The following is a 23,746-nucleotide window of genomic DNA, read 5'->3' on the forward strand; positions in this document are numbered from 1 at the left end:
CCATGCCTTCCGAACCCATGTCCCCAGGACGTCAAGACACCATCTTCGCCCTATCCAGCGGATCGCCTCCTGCGGCGATCGGCGTGGTCCGGATCAGCGGTCCCCAGGCCGGGTCCGCTCTTGCGGCGCTGGCAGGGACGCTGCCCGCTGTCCGCCGTGCAAGTTACCGAACCTTGCGCAGCCGCGAAGGCGCGATTCTGGATCAGGCGCTGGTGCTCTGGTTTCCCGGTCCCAGGACGGCGACCGGGGAAGACCTTGCAGAGCTTCATCTCCACGGGGGGAGGGCGGTAGTAGCCGCCGTGGAAGCCGCGCTTCTGAGTGAGACGGGGCTGCGCCGCGCGGCACCGGGCGAATTTACCCGGCGGGCCTTCGCTCAAGGCCGTATCGACCTTGCCGAGGCCGAGGGCCTGGCGGATCTCCTTTCAGCTGAAACGGAACTTCAGCGTCAGGCTGCGCTGGCGATGGCGGGCGGGGCATTTTCACGCCAAGTCGAATCATGGCGCGATCGCGTGCTGACGGCCTCCGCTGCGGTAGAGGCGGTGCTCGATTTCGGTGATGAAGACGACGTTGCCGATCTGCCGCCTGATTTCCTGATGCGCCTGAGCGAGATTCGCGCCGAGCTGGAAGAGTGGCTGGATCGACCGCGCGCGGAAGCATTGCGCGACGGATATCGCGTCGTGCTCGCCGGTCCGCCCAACGCGGGCAAGAGCACATTGTTCAATGCCCTGGTCGAGGATGAGGCAGCCATCACCTCGCCCCTTGCGGGCACCACCCGGGACGTCCTGACTCGTGCAGTGTCCTTGGGCGGTGTGCCTTTCCTGTTCGGCGATACGGCCGGCCTGCGTGACGAGACAGGAGACGAGATCGAGGCCATCGGCATCTCTCGGGCCCGGGCCGAACTCGGCAGGGCAGACTTGGTGCTATGGCTCGGACCGGAAGGAGAGGGCCCCGCGGATGCTTGGGAAATCTCCCCACAGGCGGATCTGTTTCACGTGGAACAGAAGAAGGCGGCCCGCCATCGCGTTTCCGCCATGTCCGGAGAGGGCCTCGACGGCTTGCGAGACGATCTCATCGCTACCGCCAGATCGATGATGCCCCGGCCGGGCGATGCTGCCTTGAATCGCCGGCAGCACTTGCTCGTGGCCGAAGCTAAACGAGCGATCGAGGCGGCGGGGGTGGAAAGCGATCCCCTGCTGGTCGCGGAAGGGCTCCGGTTGGCGAGATCGGCTTTCGATGCTCTGGTAGGGCGCGCCACCACCGAGGACATGCTGGACGCGCTGTTCGGAAGGTTCTGCATTGGCAAGTAGTATGTTCCACGTGAAACATGACAGGCTGCTTTGACGTGACTCGCGGCTTCGGGTAAGCGCGGGGTCCATGCACTCCTTCGACGTGATCGTAATCGGCGGCGGCCATGCCGGCTGCGAGGCTGCGGCAGTCGCCGCGCGCATGGGCGCGCGCGTGGCGCTCGTCAGTTTCGACCTGGATGCCGTTGGCGCAATGAGCTGCAATCCCGCTATCGGCGGGCTTGGAAAAGGCCATCTCGTTCGCGAGGTGGATGCCTTCGACGGTCTCATCGCCCGCGCCGCCGACGCCGCAGCCATCCATTATCGCATGCTGAATCGCTCCAAGGGCAGCGCCGTTCAGGGGCCACGCGTTCAGGCCGATCGGAAGCTGTTCAAGGCAGCTATCCACCGCTTGCTCCAGCAGCAGGGCGATCTCACCCTGGTGGGCGGTGAAGCTGCGGCTCTCGTCGTGACGCAGGGCAGGGTGGTCGGCATTGAGCTTTCGGACGGAACCAGACTCGATGCACGCGCGGTCGTGCTCTGTACCGGCACGTTCCTGGGCGGCACGCTGTTCCGAGGTGAGGAACGGCTGACGGGCGGCCGGATCGGGGAGGCATCGGCGCAACGCCTGGCCGAGCAGATGCGGGATGCCGCACTGCCGATGGCGCGACTCAAGACGGGCACGCCGCCGCGCCTTGACGGTCGCACCATCGACTGGGCTCGCCTGGACGAGCAGCCTTCCGATGGCGAGGATTGGACGATGTCCGCCATGCCCGCGAATGACGCGGGCACCCGTCGCCAGGTTCCGCAGGTCTTCTGCGCCATAACCCGGACCAACCCGCGCACGCATGACGTGATTCGCGACAACCTCCACCGCTCGCCTCTGTTCACCGGGGCGATCGGCGCTTCCGGCCCGCGCTATTGTCCGTCGATCGAGGACAAGATTCATCGCTTCGCGGATCGCGATGGTCACCAGATTTTCCTGGAGCCGGAAGGTCTCGACAATCCTCTCGTCTATCCCAACGGCGTAAGCACGTCGCTGCCAACGGACGTGCAGTTGGAGATGCTGCGCACGATGGAGGGGTTGGAACGGGTGGAGATGGTCGTTCCCGGCTATGCCGTCGAATACGATCACATCGATCCCCGCGCACTTCGATCGAGCCTGGAACTGCGGGATATGCCCGGCCTCTATTGCGCCGGACAGATCAACGGCACGACGGGTTACGAAGAGGCTGCCGCGCAGGGCCTGGTCGCGGGCATGCACGCCGCAGCGGCGGTGCTGGGGCGCGAGGCACCGGCGCTGGATCGGGCCAACAGCTACATGGCGGTGATGATCGACGATCTGACTCTGCACGGTGTGAGCGAGCCCTATCGGATGCTCACCGCACGGGCCGAATATCGACTTCGTCTGCGAGCCAACAATGCGTCCACTCGGCTGACGCCACTGGCCATCGAGATCGGTTCGGCCGGAGCGCAACGCCGGGCCTGGTTCGAATCCCGTCTCGCCCAGCGGGCGAAGATCGACGCAGGTTTTGATACGTCCGTTTCCGGCCATGAACTCGCTCAGGCGGGGCTTCCCGTCCGGGCCGATGTGGGTCGGCTTAAACTGCGGGAGTGGCTCCGCTTTGGAGGCGTCGATCTGGCCGGGCTGTCTCCCTGGATCGATCCGGAGCTTGTGGCTGATGAAGCGCTGGCCGAGGAGATGGTCGAGGATGCCGCTTACGCGCCATACCTCGATCGACAGGAGCGGGAACTGCGCGATCTTCGTGCCAGCGAGGCACTGTCCCTGCCCGATGATTTTCCCTACGCCGAGATTCCGGGGCTATCCCGCGAGATGGTGGAACGACTGAGCAAGGCCCGCCCGGCGACTCTCGCGGCGGCGGGCCGTATTCCCGGAATTACACCGGCGGCGCTTTCGGCGCTGTTGGTTCATGCCCGCAGGGAGGCGGCGTGATCACGACCGAAGACGAAGCGCGCCAATGGCTGCGTGCATTACCCGAATGCGACGAAGAGGCCTGGGTTCGTCTGGAGACCCTGGTCGCCATGCTGGTCGAGGAAAATCGCCAGCAAAACCTGGTATCGGCGGCGAGCCTCGAACAGGTCTGGCTGAGGCACATCATCGACAGCGCCCAGCTGCTTCCGCATGTTCCACGTGAAACATCCACGCCGTGGCTGGACCTTGGTACCGGAGCCGGCTTCCCCGGACTGGTCATTGCGGCCCTGAGACCGGAATGCCAGGTCGTGATGGTTGAATCACGGGCCCGGCGGATCGAGTGGCTGGATCGGGCCCGCATCGCGATGGGACTGGAAAATGCGCGTGTCGTTGGACAGCGCCTCGAACTCGTAGAGAGCTTTCCGGTCAGCGTGATTTCGGCGCGTGCTTTTGCGCCTTTGGAAAAACTTCTGACAATTTCTTCGCGTTTTTCCACAAGCGACACGGTTTGGCTGTTGCCCAAGGGGCGGTCTGCAAAGCAAGAACTGGAAGACCTTCGCAAGTGGCGGCACATGTTCCACGTGGAACAGTCCCTGACGGACCCGCAGGCAGGCATCATTGTCGGCAAGCTGGCCGACAGGAAGGGTATGACCAAGTGATCCGTATCGCTATCGCCAACCAGAAAGGCGGAGTGGGGAAGACCACGAGCGCGATCAATATCGCCACCGCCCTCGCTGCTACGGGCTGGAAGACGCTGCTGATCGATCTCGATCCCCAGGGTAATGCCTCTACCGGAATCGGCGTTTCGGCGTCGGAACGGGATCGCACTTCCTATGAGGTGCTGGTGGACCGGGTGCGGGTGGCCGATTGCGTGATGCCAACCAGCATCCCCAATCTCGATCTTCTGGCGGCTACGGTGGACTTGTCCGGGGCCGAGGTCGAATTGGTCAATGCCGACGATCGCGCTAACCGCCTTCGATCGGCTCTGCGCGCCGATCTGGGCTATGACGTCTGCCTGATCGATTGCCCGCCTTCGCTGGGCCTCCTGACGCTGAATGCGCTGACGGCGGCGGATACGCTGCTGGTGCCGCTTCAGTGTGAGTTCTTCGCGCTGGAAGGGCTCAGCCAGCTTCTCCAGACGGTGGAGCGGGTGCAGCAGCGATTCAATCCCGATCTGGGCATTATCGGCATTGCGCTGACCATGTTCGATCGCCGCAATCGCCTGACCGACCAGGTATCCGACGATGTGCGATCCTGCCTCGGCCAGCTCGTTTTCGAAACCACGATTCCGCGCAATGTGCGCCTTTCCGAAGCGCCCAGCCATGGTGTGCCTGCCCTGATCTACGATCATGCCTGCGCGGGCAGCCGGGCCTACATGGCGCTGGCGCGCGAACTTATCACCCGCCTGCCCGAGAAGAGGAAAGCGGCATGAACGACGAATCGATCGTCCGCATCAGCGTACCCACCGCACTCAATACCGCAGGCGGTGCCGCCGCTGCCTCCAAGCAGAAGCCGAAAGGCCTCGGCCGGGGACTGGGTGCCCTGCTGGGCGAAACCCGCCGCGAGGAGCCGCTGGCTGCTTCCGGAGGGTCCGAGGGCCGGGGGACGCTGCCCAGGGCGGGTGGGCTCGCCGTGCTTGCCATCGCGGATATCACCCCGCATCCGGATCAGCCGCGCCGCATCTTCGACGAGGAAGCGCTGGAGGAACTGGCAGCCTCCATCGCACATCGCGGCGTGATTCAGCCGATCATCGTGCGGCCCACGGACAACGGACGCTACCAGCTGGTTGCCGGTGAACGCCGCTGGCGGGCAGCGCAGAAGGCGCAGCTTCACGAAATTCCCGCGCTGGTCCGCGAACTCACCGAACGCGAGGTCATGGCTCTGGCCCTGATCGAGAATCTCCAGCGCGAGGATCTGAACCCGATCGAGGAAGCACGGGCCTACAATCGCCTGGCGGAATTCGAAGGCATGACTCAGGCCGAGATCGCCCGCATGGTCGACAAGAGTCGCAGCCATGTTGCCAACTTCCAGCGCTTGCTGGCCCTTCCGGACGGGGTCATCGCGATGGTGGAGAAGGGCAGCCTGTCGATGGGCCATGCCCGTGCGCTGATCGGCTGCGAAGGTGCCGAGGAGATCGCTGACGCTGCGATCAACAAGCAGATGTCGGTGCGCGAGGTCGAGAAGCTGGTGCGCAAGAAGGCACGCGGCGATGTTGCGCCGCGCCGCGCCCGAACCGCCCGCAATACGCATGAGGACGCCGACATCGTTGCGGTGCAGAGCCACTTGGAAGAGTTTCTCGGGCTGCCGGTGAAGATCAATGCCGATGTCGATCCGAAATCGGGCACGGTGACGATCCGCTATGCCACGTTGGACCAGCTCGACCTGATCTGCCAGCGCCTGACCGGCGGCGCGATCTGAACTTTCGAATGTGCTGAATGTCGAACGGCGCCTGAACCTCAGTTCGGGCGCCGTTTGCGTGGAGGGCTACTCCGCGCTTTGGGTCCCGGCTCGGCGCGGGATCGAGCGGCGGGCAGGGCGGATGCCGGCTTCGTCGGCGTAGGCAATAGGCTCGCCCCTGCTGTCGATCGCCTGGATTACCGGAATGGATATCATCCGCGGGGCCGCCGAGTGGCGGAGTTGATCCGGATGGACATAAGCATAGCCGGGGGCCGCGTAGCCGAGAACCGGCGTGACGATCTGCCCCTGGCGATATCGCGCGAGATAGTCTGCGAGGTAGGCCTCGCATTCGCCATGATCGCCCTGGCCTTCGCGGACGGTGCCCGATCGAGGGCGGCTGGCCGCAACCGTCTGATGGCAGTCCCGCAACCAGGCTTCGCGCTGCGCCGGATCGAATTCATAGCGCATCGGCGGCGGTGCTTCGGACGCGGAATCGCTGTAGAGGTAATCGGCGCCTGCCTGTCCTTCCGCTGCCCACGCATGCGAAGCGCAGGCGAGAGTCGCTATGCCGAGAAGGACGGTCGAAGCGAGATTCGCGGTGCTGAAGGTCGAACGCATTCGCAGGGCCTCTTCACGGGTTCCGGGCATTAGCCGCGTTTGTTAACACGACGTTAGCACCTTTTCCCGTGAATGGCCAAGCCTCCGCCGCAACCGGCTGAGTCCCGCGCGGAGACGCTCCGCTTTAGATCGAACCGGCGACGAGTGCCGCAATAGCCTCGATTCCCGCCGCATCCTCTGCATCGAAGCGATCCGCGATGGGGCTGTCGAGATCGATCACGGCGACGACCTTACCTTCGCGCATCACGGGTACGACCAGCTCGGAGCGACTGTCTGCATCGCAGGCGATATGGCCGGGGAAGGCGTGGACATCCGGCACGACCTGGGTTTCGCCACTCGCCGCCGCCGTGCCGCAAACGCCGCGACCCAGCGGAATGCGGATACAGGCCGGTTTGCCGACGAATGGGCCAAGCACCAACTCGTCCTCGACGTTGCGATAGAATCCCGCCCAGTTGAGGTTGGGCAGGAACTGCCAGATCAGCGCGGCGATGTTGGCCATATTGGCAACGCCGTCAGGCTCGCCATCGACGAGCGCCTTGGCCGCCGCAGCCAGATCAGCGTAGAGTTCGGTCTTGGGCTGGTCGCCCTTGGGAGCAAAGTCGTACATCGGCTCCCGATACTCCAAGTCGTTGTTGCCGCATAGGCAGCTCCAGCCTATTTCAGGGCGATGCGCTCCATTCTCACAAAATCCGCCCTTGCCCTTGTGGCGGTCGTTCTCGTTGGCGGCGGTGTCGTCGCCTGGGCCCAGTATTCCAACACGTCGGACCTGCCGTGGGACGATACGGTGGGCAAGGATCCTAAGCTAGTCGAGCCGGACCCGCAGTGGATTCCCAGCGTCAAGCTGGTGAAGACCGTGGGCTGGGCTGCCGGCGAGGCGCCCAGGGCAGGCGAGGGGCTGGCGGTCGCCCGATTTGCCGATGGGCTCGATCATCCGCGAACGATGCTGACCTTGCCCAATGGCGACGTTCTGGTGACGCTGACCAACGCGCCGGCGGGCAACAAGCCCAAGGGACTCACCGGCATGGTGATGGGCTGGATGTTCAATCGTGTCGGCGCGGGCCAGGCCTCACCCGATAAGATCGTCCTGCTGCGAGATGCCGATGGCGACGGCAAGGCCGAACAGCGGTTCGATTTCCGCACCACCGACATGCATTCCCCCTCCGGCCTCGCCTATCAGGACGGCAAGCTCTACATCGCCAATCACGATAAAGTCCTGGAATTCGCGTTCCAGCCGGGCGCGACCAAGCTGGACGGCAAGCCGCTGCGCACGATGATAGACCTGCCTGCGGCCGGCAATCACTGGATGCGCAACCTCCTGCTCAGCCAGGACGGCAGGCACCTCTATGTCACGGTCGGTTCGGCGACCAATATCGCGGACGAGGGCATGGAGGCGGAAACCGGTCGCGCCGCGATCTGGGAAGTCGACGTGGATACGGCGCGCCGTCGCCAGTTCGCCGCCGGTATGCGCAATCCCAACGGCCTGGGCTGGAATCCCTCGACCGGCGAGTTGTGGGCCACGGTGCAGGAGCGCGACATGCTGGGGCCGGACCTGGTGCCGGACTACCTCACCAACGTTCCCGTGGGCGCCCAGTACGGTTGGCCGTGGGTCTACTGGAAAACGACCTTCGACGAACGCGTCGAGTGGCCGATGCAGACCTACATGCTCGAATATACCCGCAAGCCGGAGTACGCGATGGGTGCCCACGCCAGCGTTCTCGGCATGGTCTTCGCGGGGGGCGGCAATCGCATGGGCGCGAAGTTCGCAAATGGCGCCTTCGTGGCGCGCCATGGCTCGTGGAATCGTCGCCCTGCGGTGGGCTACGACGTGGTATTCGTTCCCTTCGACGCCAACGGCAACCCGCGCGACGGGAAGCCCGTACCGGTGCTTTCGGGCTTCCTGAAGGATGCGTCGAACACCCATGGCCGTCCGACCTGGCTGGCCTGGGACAAGAGCGGCAGCCTGCTGGTGAGCGACGATACGGCGGGCGTGATCTGGCGCGTGCAGGCGCCTGGGGCGACGCCCTCGGCCGCGATCAAGCCGGTAGAGACGGAGCACCTCAAGCCGGTGAAGGAGATCAAGGATCCGACCGTCCCCGGCGCCAGCGTAAATCTGGAAGCCGGATTCACCAAGGGTCCGGACAAGTTGCTGCCCACGGGCCAGTGAACGGCGAAAAGGGGGCTGGAAGGCCCCCTTTTTCTTTCAGGCGATTACCCTGCGCCTTAACCGCTTATTCTCGGGTCAGATGACTTTGCCCGCGCGCCCGGCAACCTCTGTGACGTATTGCCAGGCCACGCGGCCCGAACGCGCCCCGCGACGGCGCGACCATTCGAGCGCGTCGTGCTCGTCGAACTCCAGCCCGAACTGCCGGGTGTAGCCCTCGATGATCGCGAGGTAGGAGGGCTGGTCGCAGTTGTGAAAGCCGATCGAAAGGCCGAAGCGATCCGCCAGCGCCAGGCGATCGTCCACCACGTCGCGCGTGTTGATGGGATCGTCCTGCTCGGACATCGAACGTGACACGATCGCGCGGCGGTTGGCGGTAACGGCAAGGCGCACGTTGTTGGGGCGCGCCTCCACGCCGCCCTCCAGCCAGGAGCGTAGCAGGCGCGGACCGGCGCCGTCGTGTTCCTCGAAACCAAGATCGTCGATGAAGACCAGGAACTGCCGATCGACCTTGCCCAGCAGGGCGAAGAGTGCGGTCACGCCATGGAGCGCTTCCTGCGCCACCTGAACGAGGGCAATCCGGCCGGGATGTGCCGTCTGCGCGGCGCGGATCGAGGCACGCATGACGGCCGACTTGCCCATGCCGCGAGAGCCCCAGAGCAGCATGTCGTGCGCGGCATAGCCCGCTGCCAGGCGCTCTACGTTGCCGACCACGCGCTCCTTCTGCGAATCGATCCCGCGCAGCAGGTCGAGCGGCGGGGCGAGGAGTTCCCGCACGCCGCGCGCTTCGTTGCCGGCCCAGACGTAGGCAGGATGGGCGAGCCAATCGACCGGATGTGCCGGCGGAGGCGCCAGGCGTTCGAGGGCTTCGGCAATGCGGCTGAGGACTTCGATCTGGTCGGTCATGCTGTCAATTCTTCGCTCGTCAGTTGGTCGAGAAGGCTGGCACACCCTTCTGCGCCTGGGCGAGGTCGCCCATGGCTTCGGGCACCAGATGCTCGATAAAATGGCAAGCGGCCACCTTTTTCCGCTTCCTGAAGGGGTCGTCGTGTTCCACGTGGAACTTCGGGGCAGGGCAACGAAAGGCTCGGGCGATCTCGACCGATGGAAGGGGGGCACGTCTCCTCACTCGGTCTTCGCGCGGTTTTTCTTGGCTTTCGATCTTGCGGGCGATAGCGGCGACGCATGGAGCGCAACATTGGACCCGAATTGCTGAGCCCGGATCAGACCGGCGTATCCCGTGCGGCGGCGCTGCTGGAGGAGGGCAGGCTCGTCGCGGTGCCGACCGAGACGGTCTATGGCCTCATGGCCCGCGCCGACCGTGATGAATCGGTTGCGGCCATCTATCGCGCCAAGGGGCGCCCCAGCTTCAATCCTCTGATCGTCCATGTCGCCGACCTGGCCGCCGCGCAGGCGCTGGCGGTGCTGGATGAGCGGGCGCTGGCTCTGGCCGAAGCATTCTGGCCCGGCGCGCTGACGATGGTGCTGCCGTTGCGTGATGGCGCGGCGGTGGCTCCGGCGGTGACGGCAGGGCTGCCGACGGTGGCGCTGCGATGCCCCGCGCATCCGTTGATGCGGGCAGTGCTCGCCGCTTCCGGCCTGCCGCTTGCCGGGCCCTCCGCCAATCGCAGCGGCGCCGTGAGTCCGACGCGCGCGGAGCATGTGGTGGCGTCACTGGGGGGCAATGTCGACGCGGTGATTGATGGCGGTCCTTGCGAGGCCGGACTGGAATCGACGATCGTCGCCCTGCGCGGTGATGGCCGCTGGCAGATCCTGCGGCCGGGCCCGATTCCTCAGGAGTCGATCCGTGCGGTTCTTGGGACTGACAGCGATGCAGTGACCTCGCAGGCGATCGAGGCGCCGGGTCAGCTTGCCAGCCACTATGCGCCGGGCAAGCCGGTGCGCCTGAATGCCGCTGCGGCGGAGGCAGACGAATTCCATATCGGGTTCGGGGAGGTCGCTGGAGACATGAATCTTTCGGGTTCCGGCGATCTCGTCGAGGCGGCGTCGCGGCTCTACGCGCTGCTGCATGAGGGGGCGGCGGCAAGTCAGCCGAAGATCGCGGTTGCGCCGATTCCCGGCGAGGGGGTGGGCGCGGCGATCAACGACAGGTTGAAGCGAGCGGCGGCCTGAGTCGGAAATAGGGAAGCGTCGAGATGGCCGTCGTCCCGGACTTGATCCGGGACCGCTGTCCGTCTTTAGGCGCCAGCTTTAGGCAAGGCGCTTTACTGTGAGGTGGGCTGGGCACTGCCAGCGGTCCCGGATCGAGTCCGGGACGACGATTTCGTTTGGATTCCGCTCGCTCAGCGTCGCTGGGCCGTAGCTCCGGGCATCAGGTACTGCATGTCCGCGTAGTCGTCGCGCGCCTTGTTGCAGGCTTGCCTGTCGCCACGATCGCATTGGCGGAGGTGCTTCTCGTACTGGCGCTGCATCTTGCCGAGTTTCTCTTCCTGCTCGCGCATCTGGCGGCCGCGTTTTTCATCCGCTTCCGACTGGCTGGTGGTGACGGCATCCACGGCCGATCCGGCTATGCGCACCGGTGCGGTGATGATCTTGCCGGCAGTGCTGATGCAGCCGGAAAGCAGCAAGGCCGCGGCAGGGGCGAGAAGGGGAAGAGCGCGCTGAATCATCATGGTGAAAGCTGTCACGAAGCGACTTTCCGGAGAATGAACGTTCGGGGGAACATCTATGGGCGGGGAGCGCAAAACAAAAGGGGCCGCGTCCGATGTGGAAGCGGCCCCCTTGTGCGAGATAACGCTGCGTCTGATCAGACTGCTTCAGCGCTCTCGTAGTACTTCGGCGCGTATTCGTTGAGGATCGCGAGGATCTTCTTCAGAGCGGCCGGCTCATCGGTCTTTTCCATGGCCGCGAGTTCGCGGGCCAGGCGCGAGGAGGCGGCTTCGAAGATCTGGCGCTCGGAATAGCTCTGCTCCGGCTGATCATCGGCGCGGAACAGGTCGCGAGTCACTTCGGCGATCGACACGAGGTCGCCCGAATTGATCTTCGCTTCGTATTCCTGGGCGCGGCGCGACCACATGGTGCGCTTTACCTTCGGCTTGCCCTTCAGCGTATCGAGTGCTTCGCGCAGGGTCTTGTCGGACGACAGCTTGCGCATGCCGATCGATTCGACCTTGTTGACGGGAACCCGAAGAGTCATGCGCTCTTTTTCGAAGCGCAGAACATAGAGATCGAGCTGCATCCCGGCAATTTCCTGCTTCTGGAGCTCGATGACACGGCCCACGCCGTGCTTAGGGTAAACGACGTAATCTCCAACATCGAAGGCATCGGCCCTGGTTGCCATGTATCGTCCTTTCACCTGCAGTGGTTCGCTGCCATACCTACGGTGAGAGAAACCCGGGTGGATGCGACATGAAAACGCAAGAACGTCTTCGCCGCCCGGTCAGATTACTCTCCCAGCCGTTTACTTTCGAACCCTGCCTCGCAATGCAAATGCCTGCCAGACGGGCAGAGCGCCCGGGCAGTTGCTGGATTATATAGCACCGATGTGACAAAATTACCAGAGGCGAGCTGACGGTTAACCGTCGCTCGCCTCGAAGCGCGTTGAAAAGGTATCTCTACCCGCGCCAAGTCCCTCTTTCGGCGGAGAAACCGGACCGCCGACCGAGTGTGCAAGTGCGAAGGATCAGTCGCCTTCGCCGGGTTCGGGCGAGAAATATTTTTCCAGCTTGCCTTCCTCGCCACGCATCGCGTCCGCGTCGTCCGGCGCGTCCTTCTTGGTGGTGAGGTTGGGCCATTCCGCGGAATACTTGGCGTTCAGCTCAAGCCACTGCTCAAGGCCGCTCTCGGTATCGGGAAGGATCGCCTCGGCCGGGCATTCCGGTTCGCAGACGCCGCAATCGATGCACTCGCTGGGGTTGATCACCAGCATGTTCTCGCCTTCGTAGAAGCAGTCCACCGGACAGACTTCGACGCAATCCATGTACTTGCACCGGATGCAATTGTCGGTGACGACATAGGTCATGGCTGCGTATTCCTCTTAGAAGGCCTGGTTTCGGTTGGCCGCTGCTATGGGAACATCTGCCCCCGCGTCAAGCACTCTGTAGCAGGATTGGGCTTCCGGTGCGGGTCCACGACGGGTCGGGAGGGATAGGATTTCTATCACCCGCACGCCTTCAGCTGTGGGAACGGTCAAAACATCGCCCTGCGCGACCTTCTGGTGCGCCCTCTCTACCCGCCGGCCGTTAAGCCGCATATGGCCTTCTTCGGCCAGCGTGTGGGCAAGCGGTCGCGTCTTGACCAGGCGCAGGAACCAGAGAAGCTTGTCGATCCTCATGCCTGGCTTGCTCCTCCCGCGCTATCTGCCCAGCAATTCGCCCAGCGCCGCGAAGGCGCCGGCATTTTCGCCGCGCGCCGGGGCGGGGGGCGCAGCCTGCGTCTCGCGTTCACGCTGCGGCGGTCGCCAGCGCCAGCGAACGGGGGCCGGTGCGCCATGCGCGCCTTCCGCCAGCGGTCGGGGCATGAGCGCCTGGAAGCCGCCGAAGCGCAGAAGGCGGGCGTAGCTGGCAGTCGTCAGGCCCATCGACACCGCCCGGGCCGGGTCCAGCGAGAACGAGCGGGAAGGGCCGCGATGGCCGCTGGCGGCGGACCGCGCCTCATGCGCCTCGCGCAGCAGCTTTTCGGCCATGTCGATGCGCAGGAGCTGCTTGCCGAGGTTGCGATAGCCCGGCGCCTTGTGGCGCTTGGTGGCGTCCATGGTGGGGGGCATCGCGGCATCGGGTTCGCCGCCGGCCCTGGACGTGTCCTTGTCCGCGATCCTCGCGAGCTGACGCCAGAGCGCGATCGGGCCGGGGCGCAGCATTGCGGGCAGGAACAGGTCGAGCGCGCCCACGCGCACGCCCAGCTTCGCCAGCATCGTGCGGCGGGCCTTGTCGAGCCGGTCGACGCCGGAAACGTCACGGGCGATCATGCCGCCGGACAGGACCAGGGTGATGAGCAGGGCGCGCAGGTCCGGCCCGGCGTCTTCGGCGCGGCTGGCCTCGTCCAGCTTTGCCAGCGGGGCGAGCGGTTCCAGCGCGGTCTGCAGCCAGGCCTCCAGGGCCGCCACCAGTGCCTTGCGGGCCGGGGCGGGAATCGCGTCGAGCACGCGATCCGGCACCAGCACCGGGGCAAGCAACGAGCGTCCGGCGGAAAGCGCGGCGATCTTCTCGCCCTCCCAGCTCAGCTTGCCGTTCTCCAGCGCCAGAGCGGCCGCGCCTTCATGGACGGCCGCCGTCAGGGCTTCGGCGCGGGACTGGAGCAGGCCGGGCAAGTGGCGTTCCGCAGCAGCCAGCAGCAGCTTGCGGTCCGAGAGCCGGGCGGCGGGATCGACCTGGAAGGCGAAGCCGCGCAGCGATCCGATATGCTCGCCTTCCACCAGCACTTCCTCGTCTTCGAGGCGGACCGAGAGCAGTCCGGCGTCGGGACCGAGTTTTTTCATGAGCACGGCAGTCCTGCGGTTGATGAATCGTTCGGTGAGTTTGCCATGGAGGGCATCGGAATGGCGAGCCTCCACGGCACGGGCGCGGGCGGCCATTTCCTCGCGCGCCAGCACCCAGTCGGGGCGCTGGGCGATATAGGCCCAGGACCGGATCGCGGCGATGCGGCCTTGCAGGGTGTCGATGTCGCCGCCGGTCAGATCGAGCCGGGCGATCTGCTGCGCCATATAGTCCGAGCCCAGCTCGCCATGGCGGAGGTCCTGCCAGAGTCGGGCCACGAATCTTGAATGAGTTTCCACGCCCTGCTGGCGGAAGTCGGGCAGGCGGCACACCTCCCAGAAGCGGCGGACCATGGCGTGGCCGCGCAGGCTGTCCATCACCGTGCCATCTTCCGAAAGCCGCTTGAGCACGGCAAGGTCGATCGCTTCGGGGGCGAGGACGAGTCCGTCGCGGTCGGGCGGTGTTTCCAGATCCGAGATGAGCGTGGCCACGCTGTCGAAGCGGGGTTCCGGATCGCGCCAGAACAGTTTCGTCAGCGGGGGGAAGCGGTGTTCCTCGATCGCGTAGACTTCGTCCGGCTCGAATTCGGAATCGTGCCCGCCCGAGCCGGTGAGCGTGCCGAACGTGCCGTCCGTCTGATGGCGGCCGGCGCGGCCTGCGATCTGGGCCATTTCCGAGGTGGTGAGGCGGCGGTGGCGCTGGCCGTCGAACTTGGAGAGCCCGGCAAAGGCGACATGCTCGACATCGAGATTGAGGCCCATGCCGATGGCGTCGGTGGCGACGAGGTAATCCACCTCGCCCGACTGGTAGAGCGCCACCTGGGCATTGCGGGTCTGCGGGCTGAGCGCGCCCATGACCACGGCGGCGCCGCCCCGGAATCGGCGCAGCATTTCAGCGATGGCGTAGACCTGCTCGGCCGAGAAGGCGACGATCGCGCTGCGCGGGGGAATCCGCGAAAGCTTCCTGGCGCCAGCATGGGAGAGGGTGGAAAAGCGTGGCCGGGTCACCACTTCCACATCCGGGACGAGGGCCTTCACCATCGGCTCCAGCGTGGAGGAGCCGAGAATCATCGTCTCTTCCCGTCCGCGTGCATGAAGCAGACGGTTGGTGAAGACATGGCCGCGCTCGCGATCGGCGCCGAGCTGGGCCTCGTCTATGGCGACGAAGGCCAGGCTGCGTTCCGTCACCGGCATGGCCTCCACGGTGCAAAGCAGGTAGCGCGCGTCCTTGGGTTCGATGCGCTCCTCGCCGGTGATCAGGGCGACGCTTTTCTCGCCCTTGATCTTGCACACGCGATCGTAGACCTCACGCGCCAGCAGGCGGAGCGGAAAGCCGATGGCTCCGCTGGAATGGGCGCAGAGACGCTCTATGGCGAGGTGAGTCTTGCCGGTATTCGTGGGACCGAGCACCGCCTTCACCCCGCTGGGGGCGTCCTTTCGCGACGAGGCATGCCGGTCGTGAACCATTATCAGACGAATGTGGCACCGCCTCCAGCCCCCCGCAAGTCTCGGCTCGTCGAAAGACGCGTGAAAATCCACGGAATTAGCGGGAGGTTAACCTTAAGGGCGCAGAAGCAGCGGCGCGACATCAGGCTTTTCGCGGGATCGGATCCGCCTGATGCCATTTTCAGCACTCCCGAAAAAGGTGGGTAGGGGTACGTGTTCAAGGCGCTGGATCATGGCGGGGAAGCCACCGCGCGCGTCGCGGCGCTTTCGCACGACCAGATGCTGCGCGATTCCGCCACCACGTCCTCCGCCGATGGCGGGAAGACGGAGAAGCGCGGTCGGCTGGCACGCTGGAAGCACGGCCTCGAGCGATGGTGCCATGACGTGGAGATCGCGCCCGACCTGGCCTGCGACATCGGCAGCCGTCGCTGGTTCCGGGGCCTAGCCACGATGCTGGCGCTGGGCACGGCGGCTCTCGCGATGGTACCGGATTTCTCGGCGGTGGAGGCCGCCACGCCGCTGGTCGATCGCAGCCGCGACGAGTATCGCAGCCAGACCATTTCCCCGCTGGCGCTGGGCGCGGACAGCGGTCGCCACATGGGGGCAAGCCCGCTGGTGCGCCCGCTGGCAAAGGTGCCCGAACGTCCGTCGATCCAGCTCGTTTCGACCCTGGGCCAGGGCGACGGTTTCGGCCGTATGCTGGGACGCGTCGGCGTGGGCGGAGCGGATCTGGCGCAGATCACCCGCCTGGTCAGCGCGGCGGTGCCGGTGGACGACCTCGCTTCCGGCACGCGCTTCGATATCACCATGGGCCAGCGTCCCGCACCGGGGGCGCCGCGCGCGCTCGCTTCGATGGATTTCCGGGCGCGTTTCGATCTCGATCTTTCGGTCGAGCGGGGGCCCGGCGGATTGGCGCTGGTGCGCCATCCGATTCATGTCGACCAGACGCCGCTGCGCATTCGCGGCTCCGTGGGGTCCAGCCTCTACCGCTCGGCCCGCAACGCCGGGGCGCCGGTCGGTGCGATCCAGGACTATCTGCGCGCCATCGACAAATACCTGAGCCTGGAGGGCGACATCGCTTCGCAGGACCAGTTCGACCTGGTGGTCGCCTATAAGCGCTCTGCCAAGGGTGAGCGCGAGGTGGGCGAATTGCTTTACGCCGGCCTCGAACATGGCGGAAAGCCGAAGCTGCAACTCCTGCGCTGGGGCAAGAGCGGAGAGATGATCGCATCTTCCGCGCTCACGCAGGCCCGCGGTGCGCCGGGCGGAGCGCCCGTTGCGGGGCGCGTGACATCACCTTACGGCAAGCGTCGTCATCCCATTCTCGGTTTCGTGCGCATGCATGCAGGTATCGACTATGGCGCGCGCTATGGTTCGCCGATCTATGCCGTGGCGGACGGCGTGGTGAATTTCGCCGGTCGTCATGGCGGCCATGGCAATTATGTGCGCCTGGCCCACGGCGGCGGGCTGGATACCGGCTACGGCCACATGAGCCGCATCGCCGTTTCACGTGGAACACGGGTGAAGGCCGGGCAAGTGATCGGCTACGTGGGATCGACCGGACTGTCTACCGGACCGCATCTGCACTTCGAGGCCTATCGCGGTGGACGGACGATCAACCCATCGGGATTGCGCTTCGTCTCGCGTCCCCGGATCGACGGCAAGGAGAAGGACGCCTTCCGCGCCAGACTGAACGCGATGCTGGGGGTCCAGCCCGGCGAGGCCCTTGCCCCGATCGACGCGCCGGTAGAGGCGCAACCGGACTCGATGCGCGAGATCGACCGATTGGCTCCCGAGGCTGGCGAGTAGTTGCGGCATGCCAGGATCGAACGGAGCTGTCGCTTCAGCGGATCGTCATCCTGAACCTGGTTCAGGATGACGTGGTGTATTGGGCAGGGTCAGGACACTAGGACAGTCCGTCACATTGAACCCTCGCGGTTTTTCCGGCAATCACGTCGCCATGACCGGAGCATATCCCCACACCCGCCCGCGCCGCGCGCGCGCCACGGCCTGGAGCCGCGCCATGCACCGCGAAACGGTGCTGACTCCCGCCGATCTCATCTGGCCGGTCTTCGTGACCGAGGGCGAGGGCGTCGAGCAGCCGATTTCCTCGCTGCCGGGGGTGTCGCGGTGGTCGGTGGATCTGCTGGTGGAGCGTGCGAGGGAAGCGGCGGACCTCGGCATTCCCTGCCTTGCGCTGTTCCCGGATACCCAGCCCGAACGCCGTAGCGACGATGGTGCTGAAGCGCTGAATCCCGACAACCTGATGTGTCGCGCCCTGCGTGCCATCCGCGCGGAACTGGGCGACCGGATCGGGCTGCTGACGGACGTGGCGCTCGATCCTTATACCAATCACGGCCAGGACGGCCTGCTGGGCGAGGACGGCTATGTCCTCAATGACGAGACGATCGAGGTGCTGGTCGGCCAGTCGCTGAATCAGGCGCGCGCCGGCGCAGACATCATCGCGCCATCAGACATGATGGATGGCCGCATCGGCGCCATCCGCGATGCGCTGGAGGACGAAGGCTTCGTCAACGTCCAGATCATGAGCTATGCCGCCAAGTATGCCTCCGCCTTCTACGGCCCGTTCCGCGATGCGGTGAACACGCGCGGCCTGCTGAAGGGGGACAAGAAGACCTACCAGATGGACCCCGCGAACAGCGAGGAAGCGCTGCGCGAAGTCGAGATGGATCTGGAGGAGGGCGCGGACAGCGTCATGGTAAAGCCGGGCCTGCCTTACCTCGATATCGTTCGCCGGGTGAAGGAGACCTTCGAGGTTCCCGTCTTCGCCTATCAGGTGTCCGGAGAATACGCGATGATCGAGGCGGCGGTGGCGGCCGGGGCGGCGGATCGCGATGCGATGGTGCTGGAGACCTTGCTGGCCTTCAAGCGCGCGGGATGCTCGGGCGTGCTGACATACCATGCCATCCACGCCGCACGTTTGCTGCGGACGTGACGCCATGACCGACTTCAGGCTGGAAACGGACCGGTTGGTTCTGCGCAACTGGCGGCGCGGGGACATGGTACGTTTTGCGGAAGTGACCAATAACCCGGAGGTCATGCAATGGCTGGGCGGAGTGATGGACGCGGAGCGCCTTGCAGCGTCGGAAGGCCGCATGCTGGGCCTTCATGAAAGCCATGGGCACACCTTCTGGATCGTCGAGCGCAAGGCCGATGGCGGCGATCTCTCCGGCGAGATGCTGGGCTTCTGCGGACTCAAGAAGATCGACGCGCCGGGGGCCTCGTTCCTTGGTACCTTCGAGATCGGTTGGCGCCTGCGCAGCGATTCCCACGGCAAGGGTTATGCGCGGGAGGCGGCCACGGCTTCCCTGGATGCCGGTTTCGGCACATTCGGCGCAGACGAGATCTTCGCCCTAACGGTGATCGAGAATGCGCCGAGCTGGGGACTGATGCTCCGGCTGGGCATGCGGCGCCGTCAGGAACTGGACTTCGACGACTTGCGCTTCGAGCCGCCTCTGCGCCACACGATCGTGCATTCGATCGCGCGTGAGGAATGGGCGCGCTGATCGCCAAGCTGATCGCCACAGGGAGGCGGGAATGACTCAGGACCGGACCGACATCACCGTGGCTGCGATCCATGGCAAGGCGCCGAAGATTCACTCCAGCGCATTCATCGCTCCGGGCTGCCGCATCATCGGCGATGTCGAGATCGGGCCGGACGTCAGCATCTGGTACAATTGCGTGATCCGGGCCGACGTCAATCGCATCGTCATCGGCGCGCGGACCAACGTCCAGGACGGCTCGGTGATTCACTGCGACAGCCCGAAACCCTCGCGCCCTGAGGGCTATGCGACGTTGATCGGCGAGGATGTGCTGATCGGGCACATGGCGATGGTGCACGGCTGCGTGCTGGAGGACCGGGCTTTCGTCGGCCTCGGCGCGATCGTCATGGACGGCAGCCATATCGAATCCGACGCCATGCTGGCCGCCGGGGCGCAGCTGACCGGCAAGCGTATTCCCGCCCGCCAACTCTGGATCGGGCGTCCCGCGAAATATCTGCGCGACCTTGACGATGCGGCGATAGCGGCGAACCAGGCGGGGGTGAGGGGCTATGTCGAGAATGGCCGACTTCACGCGCGGGCTCTCGGCTTGGACGAGGGCGCCTGAAGAAGGATGGCGAAGCCGAAAGTCATGCTGCCGCCGTCCGATGCCTTGCGCGCATTGATCGACGGGGAAGGGCGCCTGTCGGTTCGCGTCACGCCGGGCGTGAAGGTGGAAGCGCTGGAGATCGTCGATGCGCGCGTTCTCGTGAAGGTTCGGGCCAAGCCGGAGGACGGCAAGGCGAACGAGGCCGTGCGCGTTTTGCTGGCGGCAGCGCTCGATGTGGCCGCGTCCCGCATTTCCCTGGTTCGGGGCGCTACTTCCCGCGAGAAGCAGTTCCACGTGGAACTTTGACCGGTTAGCCGGCCGGATCAGCGCGCCATGCTGCGTGCCATGCGCGACAACACGTCCGTCATGGCCTGGGCGACATGCGGCGGTTCCGGCGCGACGTCGGCGATGGCGCGCGTCATCGCCTCGGCCCACTGCGCAGCCGTGACTTCGTCGATCGGGAAGTCTCGGTGCAGGCTCATCATGCACTTGCCTGGATTGGCCTCAAACCAGTCCCGTGGCCCGCCCGCCCAACCAGCGAGAAAGCGAGGCAGCGAGCGACGCATGGGTTCGAGATCCTGCGCATGCATGGCACGCAGTTCGGCATAGGCCGGATCCTGGTCCATCAGGTCATAGAAGCGCTGGGCGATGGCCTCGAACACGGGAGCGCCGCCCAGCAGGTCGTGCGGAGTAGCGGCATTTTCGTTTGGACTGGCCACGGTCGGAATCTCTCAAAGGCAGGAGCGCCTTTCATAGCTCACCTGTTCCACGTGGAACTTGATCGCCGTCAATCCCGAACAAGTGCCTTGAGACTCTCGATCCGGTCCGCTTCGTGCGCGGGCTTGTCCATGCGAATGCGATGGATGCGGGGAAAGCGCATGGCCAGGCCGGACTTGTGCCGCTTGCTCAGGTGGACGGAATCGAAAGCCACTTCCAGCACCAGCGACTTGTCCGTCTCACGCACCGGGCCGAAGCGATTGACCGTGTGATTTCGTACATAGCGATCGAGCCACTTCAACTCCTCGTCGGTGAATCCGAAGTAGGCCTTGCCCACGGGCAGCAGTTCGGCTCCGGCATCGGGATCGCCATCCCAGCAGCCGAAGGTGTAGTCGGAATAGAACGAGGATCGCTTGCCGCTGCCGCGCTGGGCGTACATCAGGACGCAATCGATGAGCAGAGGATCGCGCTTCCACTTGTACCAGAGCCCCGTCCTACGCCCGGCCACATAGGGGCTGTCGCGGCGCTTGAGCATGACGCCCTCGATGGCATCGTCTCTCGCCCGCTCGCGGATTGCGGCCAGTTCCGCGAAGTCCGCCGCCGGGATCACCGCGCTCAGGTCGAAATGTCCGGGATCGAGGCGAGCGGCGAAAGCCTCCAGCCTTGTGCGGCGCTCGTGCCAGGGAAGGGCGCGCAAGTCTTCGCCATCGACGATCAGCGCGTCGTAGAGGCGGACGAAGGCGGGGTATTCTGCCAGCATCTTCCTGGACACCAGCTTGCGGCCGAGCCTCTGCTGAAGCGCGTTGAAGCTCGCCGCACCGCCTTCCACGCCGCCCTGGTGGATGCCCCGCACCAGCAATTCGCCATCGAGCACCGCGTCCAGGTGAAGCGCGGCGGCGATCTCGGGGAAGGTGCCGGAAATATCGTCGCCCGAGCGGGAATAGACCCGCGTATTCCCGGCAACGCGAACCACCTGCACGCGGATGCCGTCCCACTTCCATTCGGCTGCGTAGTCCGACAGGTCGAGCTGGGCGCCTTCCAGTGGATGGGCGAGCATGAACGGGCGAAACAGCGGCAGGTGCTCGGAAGAGGGCGCCTCCGCGCCATGGGCGGCCCAATCGAACAGCTCCAGATAGGGCGGCTGCTGGCCGTGCCAGTGCTCTTCCACATCCTCCACCGAAACATCGAAGGCCTGCGCGAAGGCGGTCTTTGCAAGGCGGGCAGAAATGCCGATCCGCATGGCCCCGGTGGCCAGCTTGAGCAAGGCATAGCGCCCTTCCGCGTCGAGGCGGTCCAGCAGGCGCGGTAGCTCCGTCATCACATTGGCGCGAGTCATGCGGGTGAGGGCATCCACCGCCTCCGATACGGTGGGCGGAGAGGGGGGCTCTGCCGGTTCGGGCCAGAGCAGGCTGGCGGTTTCCGCCGAATCGCCAACGTAATCACGGCTCAATGTCCAGAGAACGGGGTCGACGCGCTCGCTCATCAGGTTGCGGATCGTCGAACTCTTCACGGCCGGAAAGTCGAGGCCGTCGGTCAGCGCGGCCAAGGCCCATCCTCGGTCGGGATCCGGCGTCTCGCACAAGTAATCGGCCAGCAGCCTGAGCTTGGCGTTGCGGCTGCGGGTGTAGACGAGCGCGTCGAGGAGGGCGGCGAAGCGTTCCATCAGGACAACGCGCAAGTCCTGGGGGATTGCAAGGCAAGGGCGCTAGTCATCTTCGTCCTCGTATCCCACCAAAGCCAAGGCCCGCGCCTTGCGCTGGTTGAGCTGGCACCAGCGCAGCATCGCTTCCTCGCGGCCGTGGGTGATCCAGGTCTCGCCGGGATTTACGTCGATCACCGTCTGAGTCAGTTCGTCCCAGTCGGCATGGTCGGAGATCACCAGCGGCAGTTCGACCATGCGCTGACGCGCGCGCTGGCGGACGCGCATCCAGCCGGAGGCCATGGCGGTGATCGGGTCTGGCAAGCGCCGGCTCCAGCGGTCGTTGAGGGCCGAAGGCGGAGCGACCACGATGTGTCCGGCCAGTTCCGCCTTCGCCACATCGCCGACCAGGCGCAGTTCGCCAAGATCGACCCCCAGCTCCTCGTAGAGCCGGCACATGCGCTCCATCGCGCCGTGCATGTAGATCGGGTCCAGATGCCCCGCGCGGCGTAGTTCCGCGATCACACGCTGTGCCTTTCCAAGCGCATAGGCGCCCACCAGCACGCAGCGTTCGGGGCTGGCGGCAAGGGCGGTAAGCAGCTTGGCGATCTCGTGCTCGACCGGGGGATGGCGGAATACCGGGAGGCCGAAAGTCGCCTCGGTGATGAGAACGTCGCAAGGTGTCACTTCGAAGGGCGGGCAGGTGGGATCGACCCGGCGCTTGAAATCGCCGGTGACGATGATGCGCTCTCCCGCGTGCTCCAGCAGGATCTGCGCGGAGCCCAGCACATGTCCCGCCGGAATGTAGGTGGCGGAAACGCCGCCCTGAAGGCTCAACGTCTCATGATAGGCAACGGGAACGGCGCCTTCCGAAGTTGCGTAGCGCAGCTTCATGATCGCCAGCGTTTCCGGCGTGGCGACGGTTTCGCCGTGCCCGCCGCGGGCGTGGTCGGAGTGGCCGTGCGTCACCAGCGCGCGATCGACGGGGCGGGAAGGGTCGATCCAGCAATCGGCGGGGACGACGTGAATTCCCCAGGGTTCGGGTCTGATCCAGGAGAAATCGCGGGCCATGGATGAAAAATGGGGCGGGAACCGCGTGGTTCCCGCCCCTTGCATTTCGTTGTCCCGGAGGATGTCCGAAGCGGTTGCCCGCCTCAGTCGTCCGCCTAGTCGTCCGCGTTGGCTTCGGGCTGCGGGCCGGGCTTCTTGGACGAGGTCTTGGCGGGCGCCTTCTTCTTGCCGACCACCTTGGGAGCGGCGGGAGTCAGTTCGAAGTTCAGCCCGTCGTCCTTCACCGAAACGTGGACTTCGCCGCCATGGTTCAGCTTGCCGAACAGCAGTTCCTCGGCCAGCGGCTGCTTGACCTTCTCCTGGATCACGCGGCCCATCGGACGCGCACCGTAGAGCTTGTCGTAGCCGCGATCGCCCAGCCAGGTACGGGCATCCGAATCGAACTGGATGTGGACGTTCTGGTCGGCCAGCTGGAGTTCCAGCTGGAGGATGAACTTGTCCACCACCCGGCTGATGGTGTCCTTGGCGAGATAGGCGAAGGGCACGATGGCATCGAGACGGTTGCGGAATTCCGGCGTGAACATCTGCTTCACCGCCTCGTCCCCGGCATCCGCCTTGGACGTGTCGCCGAAACCGATGCCCTGGCGGGCCATGTCCGAAGCGCCCGCATTGGTGGTCATGATCAGGACCACGTTGCGGAAGTCCACGGTCTTGCCGTGGTGGTCTGTCAGTCGGCCGTTGTCCATCACCTGAAGCAGGATGTTGAACAGGTCCGGGTGGGCCTTCTCGATCTCGTCCAGCAGCAGCACGCAGTGCGGATTCTGGTCGATCGCGTCGGTCAGCAACCCGCCCTGGTCGAAGCCGACATAGCCCGGAGGCGCGCCGATCAGGCGGCTGACCGAGTGACGCTCCATATATTCCGACATGTCGAAGCGCTTCAGCTCGATGCCCATGATCGAGGCGAGCTGGCGGGCGACTTCGGTCTTGCCGACGCCGG

25 protein-coding genes are annotated in these 23,746 nt (G+C 65.3%); 12 read left to right on the top strand and 13 right to left on the bottom strand.

The window, feature by feature from the left end; translation table 11 throughout:
* The first annotated feature begins 17 nt into the window (after positions 1–17).
* The 5 genes from mnmE (at position 18) to ACI3K3_RS20655 (ending at position 5,634) form a co-directional block, all read left to right on the top strand.
* A complete protein-coding gene (gene mnmE, locus ACI3K3_RS20635) occupies positions 18–1,307 on the top strand; it encodes a tRNA uridine-5-carboxymethylaminomethyl(34) synthesis GTPase MnmE (RefSeq protein ID WP_404917111.1) in 1,290 nt (429 codons plus the stop codon).
* 67 nt (positions 1,308–1,374) lie between these two features.
* Positions 1,375–3,237 carry a tRNA uridine-5-carboxymethylaminomethyl(34) synthesis enzyme MnmG gene (gene mnmG / locus ACI3K3_RS20640; protein WP_404917113.1) on the top strand — a complete coding sequence of 621 codons (1,863 nt, stop codon included), beginning with the start codon at positions 1,375–1,377 and terminating at the stop codon, positions 3,235–3,237.
* A complete protein-coding gene (gene rsmG / locus ACI3K3_RS20645; protein WP_404917115.1) occupies positions 3,234–3,875 on the top strand; it encodes a 16S rRNA (guanine(527)-N(7))-methyltransferase RsmG in 642 nt (213 codons plus the stop codon). The genes mnmG and rsmG overlap by 4 nt, the downstream gene beginning before the upstream one ends.
* Positions 3,872–4,648: a ParA family protein gene (locus ACI3K3_RS20650; protein ID WP_404917117.1), complete on the top strand. Its 777-nt coding sequence runs from the start codon at positions 3,872–3,874 to the stop codon at positions 4,646–4,648. The genes rsmG and ACI3K3_RS20650 overlap by 4 nt, the downstream gene beginning before the upstream one ends.
* Positions 4,645–5,634 carry a ParB/RepB/Spo0J family partition protein gene (locus ACI3K3_RS20655; RefSeq protein WP_404917119.1) on the top strand — a complete coding sequence of 330 codons (990 nt, stop codon included), beginning with the start codon at positions 4,645–4,647 and terminating at the stop codon, positions 5,632–5,634. The genes ACI3K3_RS20650 and ACI3K3_RS20655 overlap by 4 nt, the downstream gene beginning before the upstream one ends.
* A gap of 66 nt (positions 5,635–5,700) precedes the next feature.
* On the opposite strand, the gene ACI3K3_RS20660 is transcribed toward ACI3K3_RS20655, so the two are convergent.
* Both ACI3K3_RS20660 and ACI3K3_RS20665 read right to left on the bottom strand, forming a co-directional pair.
* Complete coding sequence (locus ACI3K3_RS20660; RefSeq protein ID WP_404917121.1) at positions 5,701–6,231, bottom strand: hypothetical protein; 531 nt, start codon at positions 6,229–6,231, stop codon at positions 5,701–5,703.
* A 124-nt stretch (positions 6,232–6,355) separates the two neighbouring features.
* Positions 6,356–6,838: a GAF domain-containing protein gene (locus ACI3K3_RS20665; protein ID WP_404917123.1), complete on the bottom strand. Its 483-nt coding sequence runs from the start codon at positions 6,836–6,838 to the stop codon at positions 6,356–6,358.
* A 60-nt stretch (positions 6,839–6,898) separates the two neighbouring features.
* Here ACI3K3_RS20665 and ACI3K3_RS20670 point away from each other — a divergent pair, with 60 nt between their 5' ends.
* Positions 6,899–8,395 (top strand): PQQ-dependent sugar dehydrogenase, encoded by a 1,497-nt coding sequence (locus ACI3K3_RS20670; RefSeq protein ID WP_404917125.1) that lies wholly within the window; start codon positions 6,899–6,901, stop codon positions 8,393–8,395.
* Positions 8,396–8,470: 75 nt separating this feature from the next.
* Here ACI3K3_RS20670 and ACI3K3_RS20675 read toward each other — a convergent pair whose 3' ends face one another.
* A complete protein-coding gene (locus ACI3K3_RS20675; RefSeq protein ID WP_404917127.1) occupies positions 8,471–9,298 on the bottom strand; it encodes a DUF815 domain-containing protein in 828 nt (275 codons plus the stop codon).
* 19 nt (positions 9,299–9,317) lie between these two features.
* A complete protein-coding gene (locus ACI3K3_RS20680) occupies positions 9,318–9,449 on the bottom strand; it encodes a hypothetical protein (protein WP_404917129.1) in 132 nt (43 codons plus the stop codon).
* A 128-nt stretch (positions 9,450–9,577) separates the two neighbouring features.
* Here ACI3K3_RS20680 and ACI3K3_RS20685 point away from each other — a divergent pair, with 128 nt between their 5' ends.
* Entirely contained in the window at positions 9,578–10,525 is a 948-nt protein-coding gene (locus ACI3K3_RS20685; protein ID WP_404917131.1) for an L-threonylcarbamoyladenylate synthase, read from the top strand.
* 170 nt (positions 10,526–10,695) lie between these two features.
* Here the strand turns inward: ACI3K3_RS20685 and ACI3K3_RS20690 are convergent, their stop codons facing one another.
* From ACI3K3_RS20690 to ACI3K3_RS20710, 5 genes are all read right to left on the bottom strand, one after another.
* Positions 10,696–11,022: a DUF6726 family protein gene (locus tag ACI3K3_RS20690; RefSeq protein WP_404917133.1), complete on the bottom strand. Its 327-nt coding sequence runs from the start codon at positions 11,020–11,022 to the stop codon at positions 10,696–10,698.
* Between the two features lie 137 nt (positions 11,023–11,159).
* Complete coding sequence (locus ACI3K3_RS20695) at positions 11,160–11,693, bottom strand: CarD family transcriptional regulator (protein ID WP_054442043.1); 534 nt, start codon at positions 11,691–11,693, stop codon at positions 11,160–11,162.
* A 342-nt stretch (positions 11,694–12,035) separates the two neighbouring features.
* Positions 12,036–12,374 (bottom strand): ferredoxin FdxA, encoded by a 339-nt coding sequence (gene fdxA / locus ACI3K3_RS20700; protein ID WP_404917135.1) that lies wholly within the window; start codon positions 12,372–12,374, stop codon positions 12,036–12,038.
* Positions 12,375–12,389: 15 nt separating this feature from the next.
* Complete coding sequence (locus ACI3K3_RS20705) at positions 12,390–12,686, bottom strand: RNA-binding S4 domain-containing protein (protein ID WP_404917137.1); 297 nt, start codon at positions 12,684–12,686, stop codon at positions 12,390–12,392.
* 21 nt (positions 12,687–12,707) lie between these two features.
* Positions 12,708–15,293: a helicase-related protein gene (locus tag ACI3K3_RS20710; RefSeq protein ID WP_404917139.1), complete on the bottom strand. Its 2,586-nt coding sequence runs from the start codon at positions 15,291–15,293 to the stop codon at positions 12,708–12,710.
* 192 nt (positions 15,294–15,485) lie between these two features.
* Between ACI3K3_RS20710 and ACI3K3_RS20715 the strand changes: the two genes are divergently transcribed.
* The 5 genes from ACI3K3_RS20715 (at position 15,486) to ACI3K3_RS20735 (ending at position 19,688) form a co-directional block, all read left to right on the top strand.
* Entirely contained in the window at positions 15,486–17,081 is a 1,596-nt protein-coding gene (locus ACI3K3_RS20715) for a M23 family metallopeptidase (protein ID WP_404917141.1), read from the top strand.
* 151 nt (positions 17,082–17,232) lie between these two features.
* A complete protein-coding gene (gene hemB / locus ACI3K3_RS20720; protein WP_404917143.1) occupies positions 17,233–18,228 on the top strand; it encodes a porphobilinogen synthase in 996 nt (331 codons plus the stop codon).
* 4 nt (positions 18,229–18,232) lie between these two features.
* The gene (locus ACI3K3_RS20725; protein ID WP_404917145.1) at positions 18,233–18,799 is read left to right on the top strand and encodes a GNAT family N-acetyltransferase; all 567 of its coding nucleotides are present in this window, start codon (positions 18,233–18,235) and stop codon (positions 18,797–18,799) included.
* A gap of 31 nt (positions 18,800–18,830) precedes the next feature.
* Positions 18,831–19,400: a gamma carbonic anhydrase family protein gene (locus tag ACI3K3_RS20730; RefSeq protein ID WP_404917147.1), complete on the top strand. Its 570-nt coding sequence runs from the start codon at positions 18,831–18,833 to the stop codon at positions 19,398–19,400.
* Between the two features lie 6 nt (positions 19,401–19,406).
* On the top strand, positions 19,407–19,688 hold the full coding sequence (locus tag ACI3K3_RS20735; protein WP_404917149.1) for a DUF167 domain-containing protein: 282 nt from the start codon (positions 19,407–19,409) through the stop codon (positions 19,686–19,688).
* 17 nt (positions 19,689–19,705) lie between these two features.
* Here the strand turns inward: ACI3K3_RS20735 and ACI3K3_RS20740 are convergent, their stop codons facing one another.
* From ACI3K3_RS20740 to ACI3K3_RS20755, 4 genes are all read right to left on the bottom strand, one after another.
* A complete protein-coding gene (locus ACI3K3_RS20740; protein ID WP_404917151.1) occupies positions 19,706–20,101 on the bottom strand; it encodes a group II truncated hemoglobin in 396 nt (131 codons plus the stop codon).
* A 68-nt stretch (positions 20,102–20,169) separates the two neighbouring features.
* On the bottom strand, positions 20,170–21,762 hold the full coding sequence (locus ACI3K3_RS20745) for a cisplatin damage response ATP-dependent DNA ligase (protein ID WP_404917153.1): 1,593 nt from the start codon (positions 21,760–21,762) through the stop codon (positions 20,170–20,172).
* 42 nt (positions 21,763–21,804) lie between these two features.
* A complete protein-coding gene (locus ACI3K3_RS20750; RefSeq protein WP_404917155.1) occupies positions 21,805–22,809 on the bottom strand; it encodes a ligase-associated DNA damage response exonuclease in 1,005 nt (334 codons plus the stop codon).
* A gap of 95 nt (positions 22,810–22,904) precedes the next feature.
* The coding region (locus ACI3K3_RS20755; protein WP_404917157.1) for an AAA family ATPase at positions 22,905–23,746 on the bottom strand (842 nt) is incomplete at its 5' end.

The sequence above is a fragment of the Novosphingobium sp. ZW T3_23 genome, from assembly GCF_044987305.1.
Taxonomy (GTDB): Bacteria; Pseudomonadota; Alphaproteobacteria; order Sphingomonadales; family Sphingomonadaceae; genus Novosphingobium.

Coding starts and splice junctions, on each gene's coding strand:
- ACI3K3_RS20660 (WP_404917121.1), bottom strand. CDS start 6,231: ATGCGTTCGACCTTCAGCACCGCGAATCTCGCTTCGACCGTCCTTCTC.
- ACI3K3_RS20745 (WP_404917153.1), bottom strand. CDS start 21,762: ATGGAACGCTTCGCCGCCCTCCTCGACGCGCTCGTCTACACCCGCAGC.
- ACI3K3_RS20750 (WP_404917155.1), bottom strand. CDS start 22,809: ATGGCCCGCGATTTCTCCTGGATCAGACCCGAACCCTGGGGAATTCAC.
- ACI3K3_RS20705 (WP_404917137.1), bottom strand. CDS start 12,686: ATGAGGATCGACAAGCTTCTCTGGTTCCTGCGCCTGGTCAAGACGCGA.
- ACI3K3_RS20670 (WP_404917125.1), top strand. CDS start 6,899: ATGCGCTCCATTCTCACAAAATCCGCCCTTGCCCTTGTGGCGGTCGTT.
- ACI3K3_RS20685 (WP_404917131.1), top strand. CDS start 9,578: ATGGAGCGCAACATTGGACCCGAATTGCTGAGCCCGGATCAGACCGGC.
- mnmG (WP_404917113.1), top strand. CDS start 1,375: ATGCACTCCTTCGACGTGATCGTAATCGGCGGCGGCCATGCCGGCTGC.
- ACI3K3_RS20725 (WP_404917145.1), top strand. CDS start 18,233: ATGACCGACTTCAGGCTGGAAACGGACCGGTTGGTTCTGCGCAACTGG.
- ACI3K3_RS20695 (WP_054442043.1), bottom strand. CDS start 11,693: ATGGCAACCAGGGCCGATGCCTTCGATGTTGGAGATTACGTCGTTTAC.
- ACI3K3_RS20675 (WP_404917127.1), bottom strand. CDS start 9,298: ATGACCGACCAGATCGAAGTCCTCAGCCGCATTGCCGAAGCCCTCGAA.
- fdxA (WP_404917135.1), bottom strand. CDS start 12,374: ATGACCTATGTCGTCACCGACAATTGCATCCGGTGCAAGTACATGGAT.
- ACI3K3_RS20655 (WP_404917119.1), top strand. CDS start 4,645: ATGAACGACGAATCGATCGTCCGCATCAGCGTACCCACCGCACTCAAT.
- mnmE (WP_404917111.1), top strand. CDS start 18: ATGTCCCCAGGACGTCAAGACACCATCTTCGCCCTATCCAGCGGATCG.
- hemB (WP_404917143.1), top strand. CDS start 17,233: ATGACCGGAGCATATCCCCACACCCGCCCGCGCCGCGCGCGCGCCACG.
- ACI3K3_RS20690 (WP_404917133.1), bottom strand. CDS start 11,022: ATGATTCAGCGCGCTCTTCCCCTTCTCGCCCCTGCCGCGGCCTTGCTG.
- ACI3K3_RS20730 (WP_404917147.1), top strand. CDS start 18,831: ATGACTCAGGACCGGACCGACATCACCGTGGCTGCGATCCATGGCAAG.
- ACI3K3_RS20665 (WP_404917123.1), bottom strand. CDS start 6,838: ATGTACGACTTTGCTCCCAAGGGCGACCAGCCCAAGACCGAACTCTAC.
- ACI3K3_RS20735 (WP_404917149.1), top strand. CDS start 19,407: ATGGCGAAGCCGAAAGTCATGCTGCCGCCGTCCGATGCCTTGCGCGCA.
- ACI3K3_RS20710 (WP_404917139.1), bottom strand. CDS start 15,293: ATGGTTCACGACCGGCATGCCTCGTCGCGAAAGGACGCCCCCAGCGGG.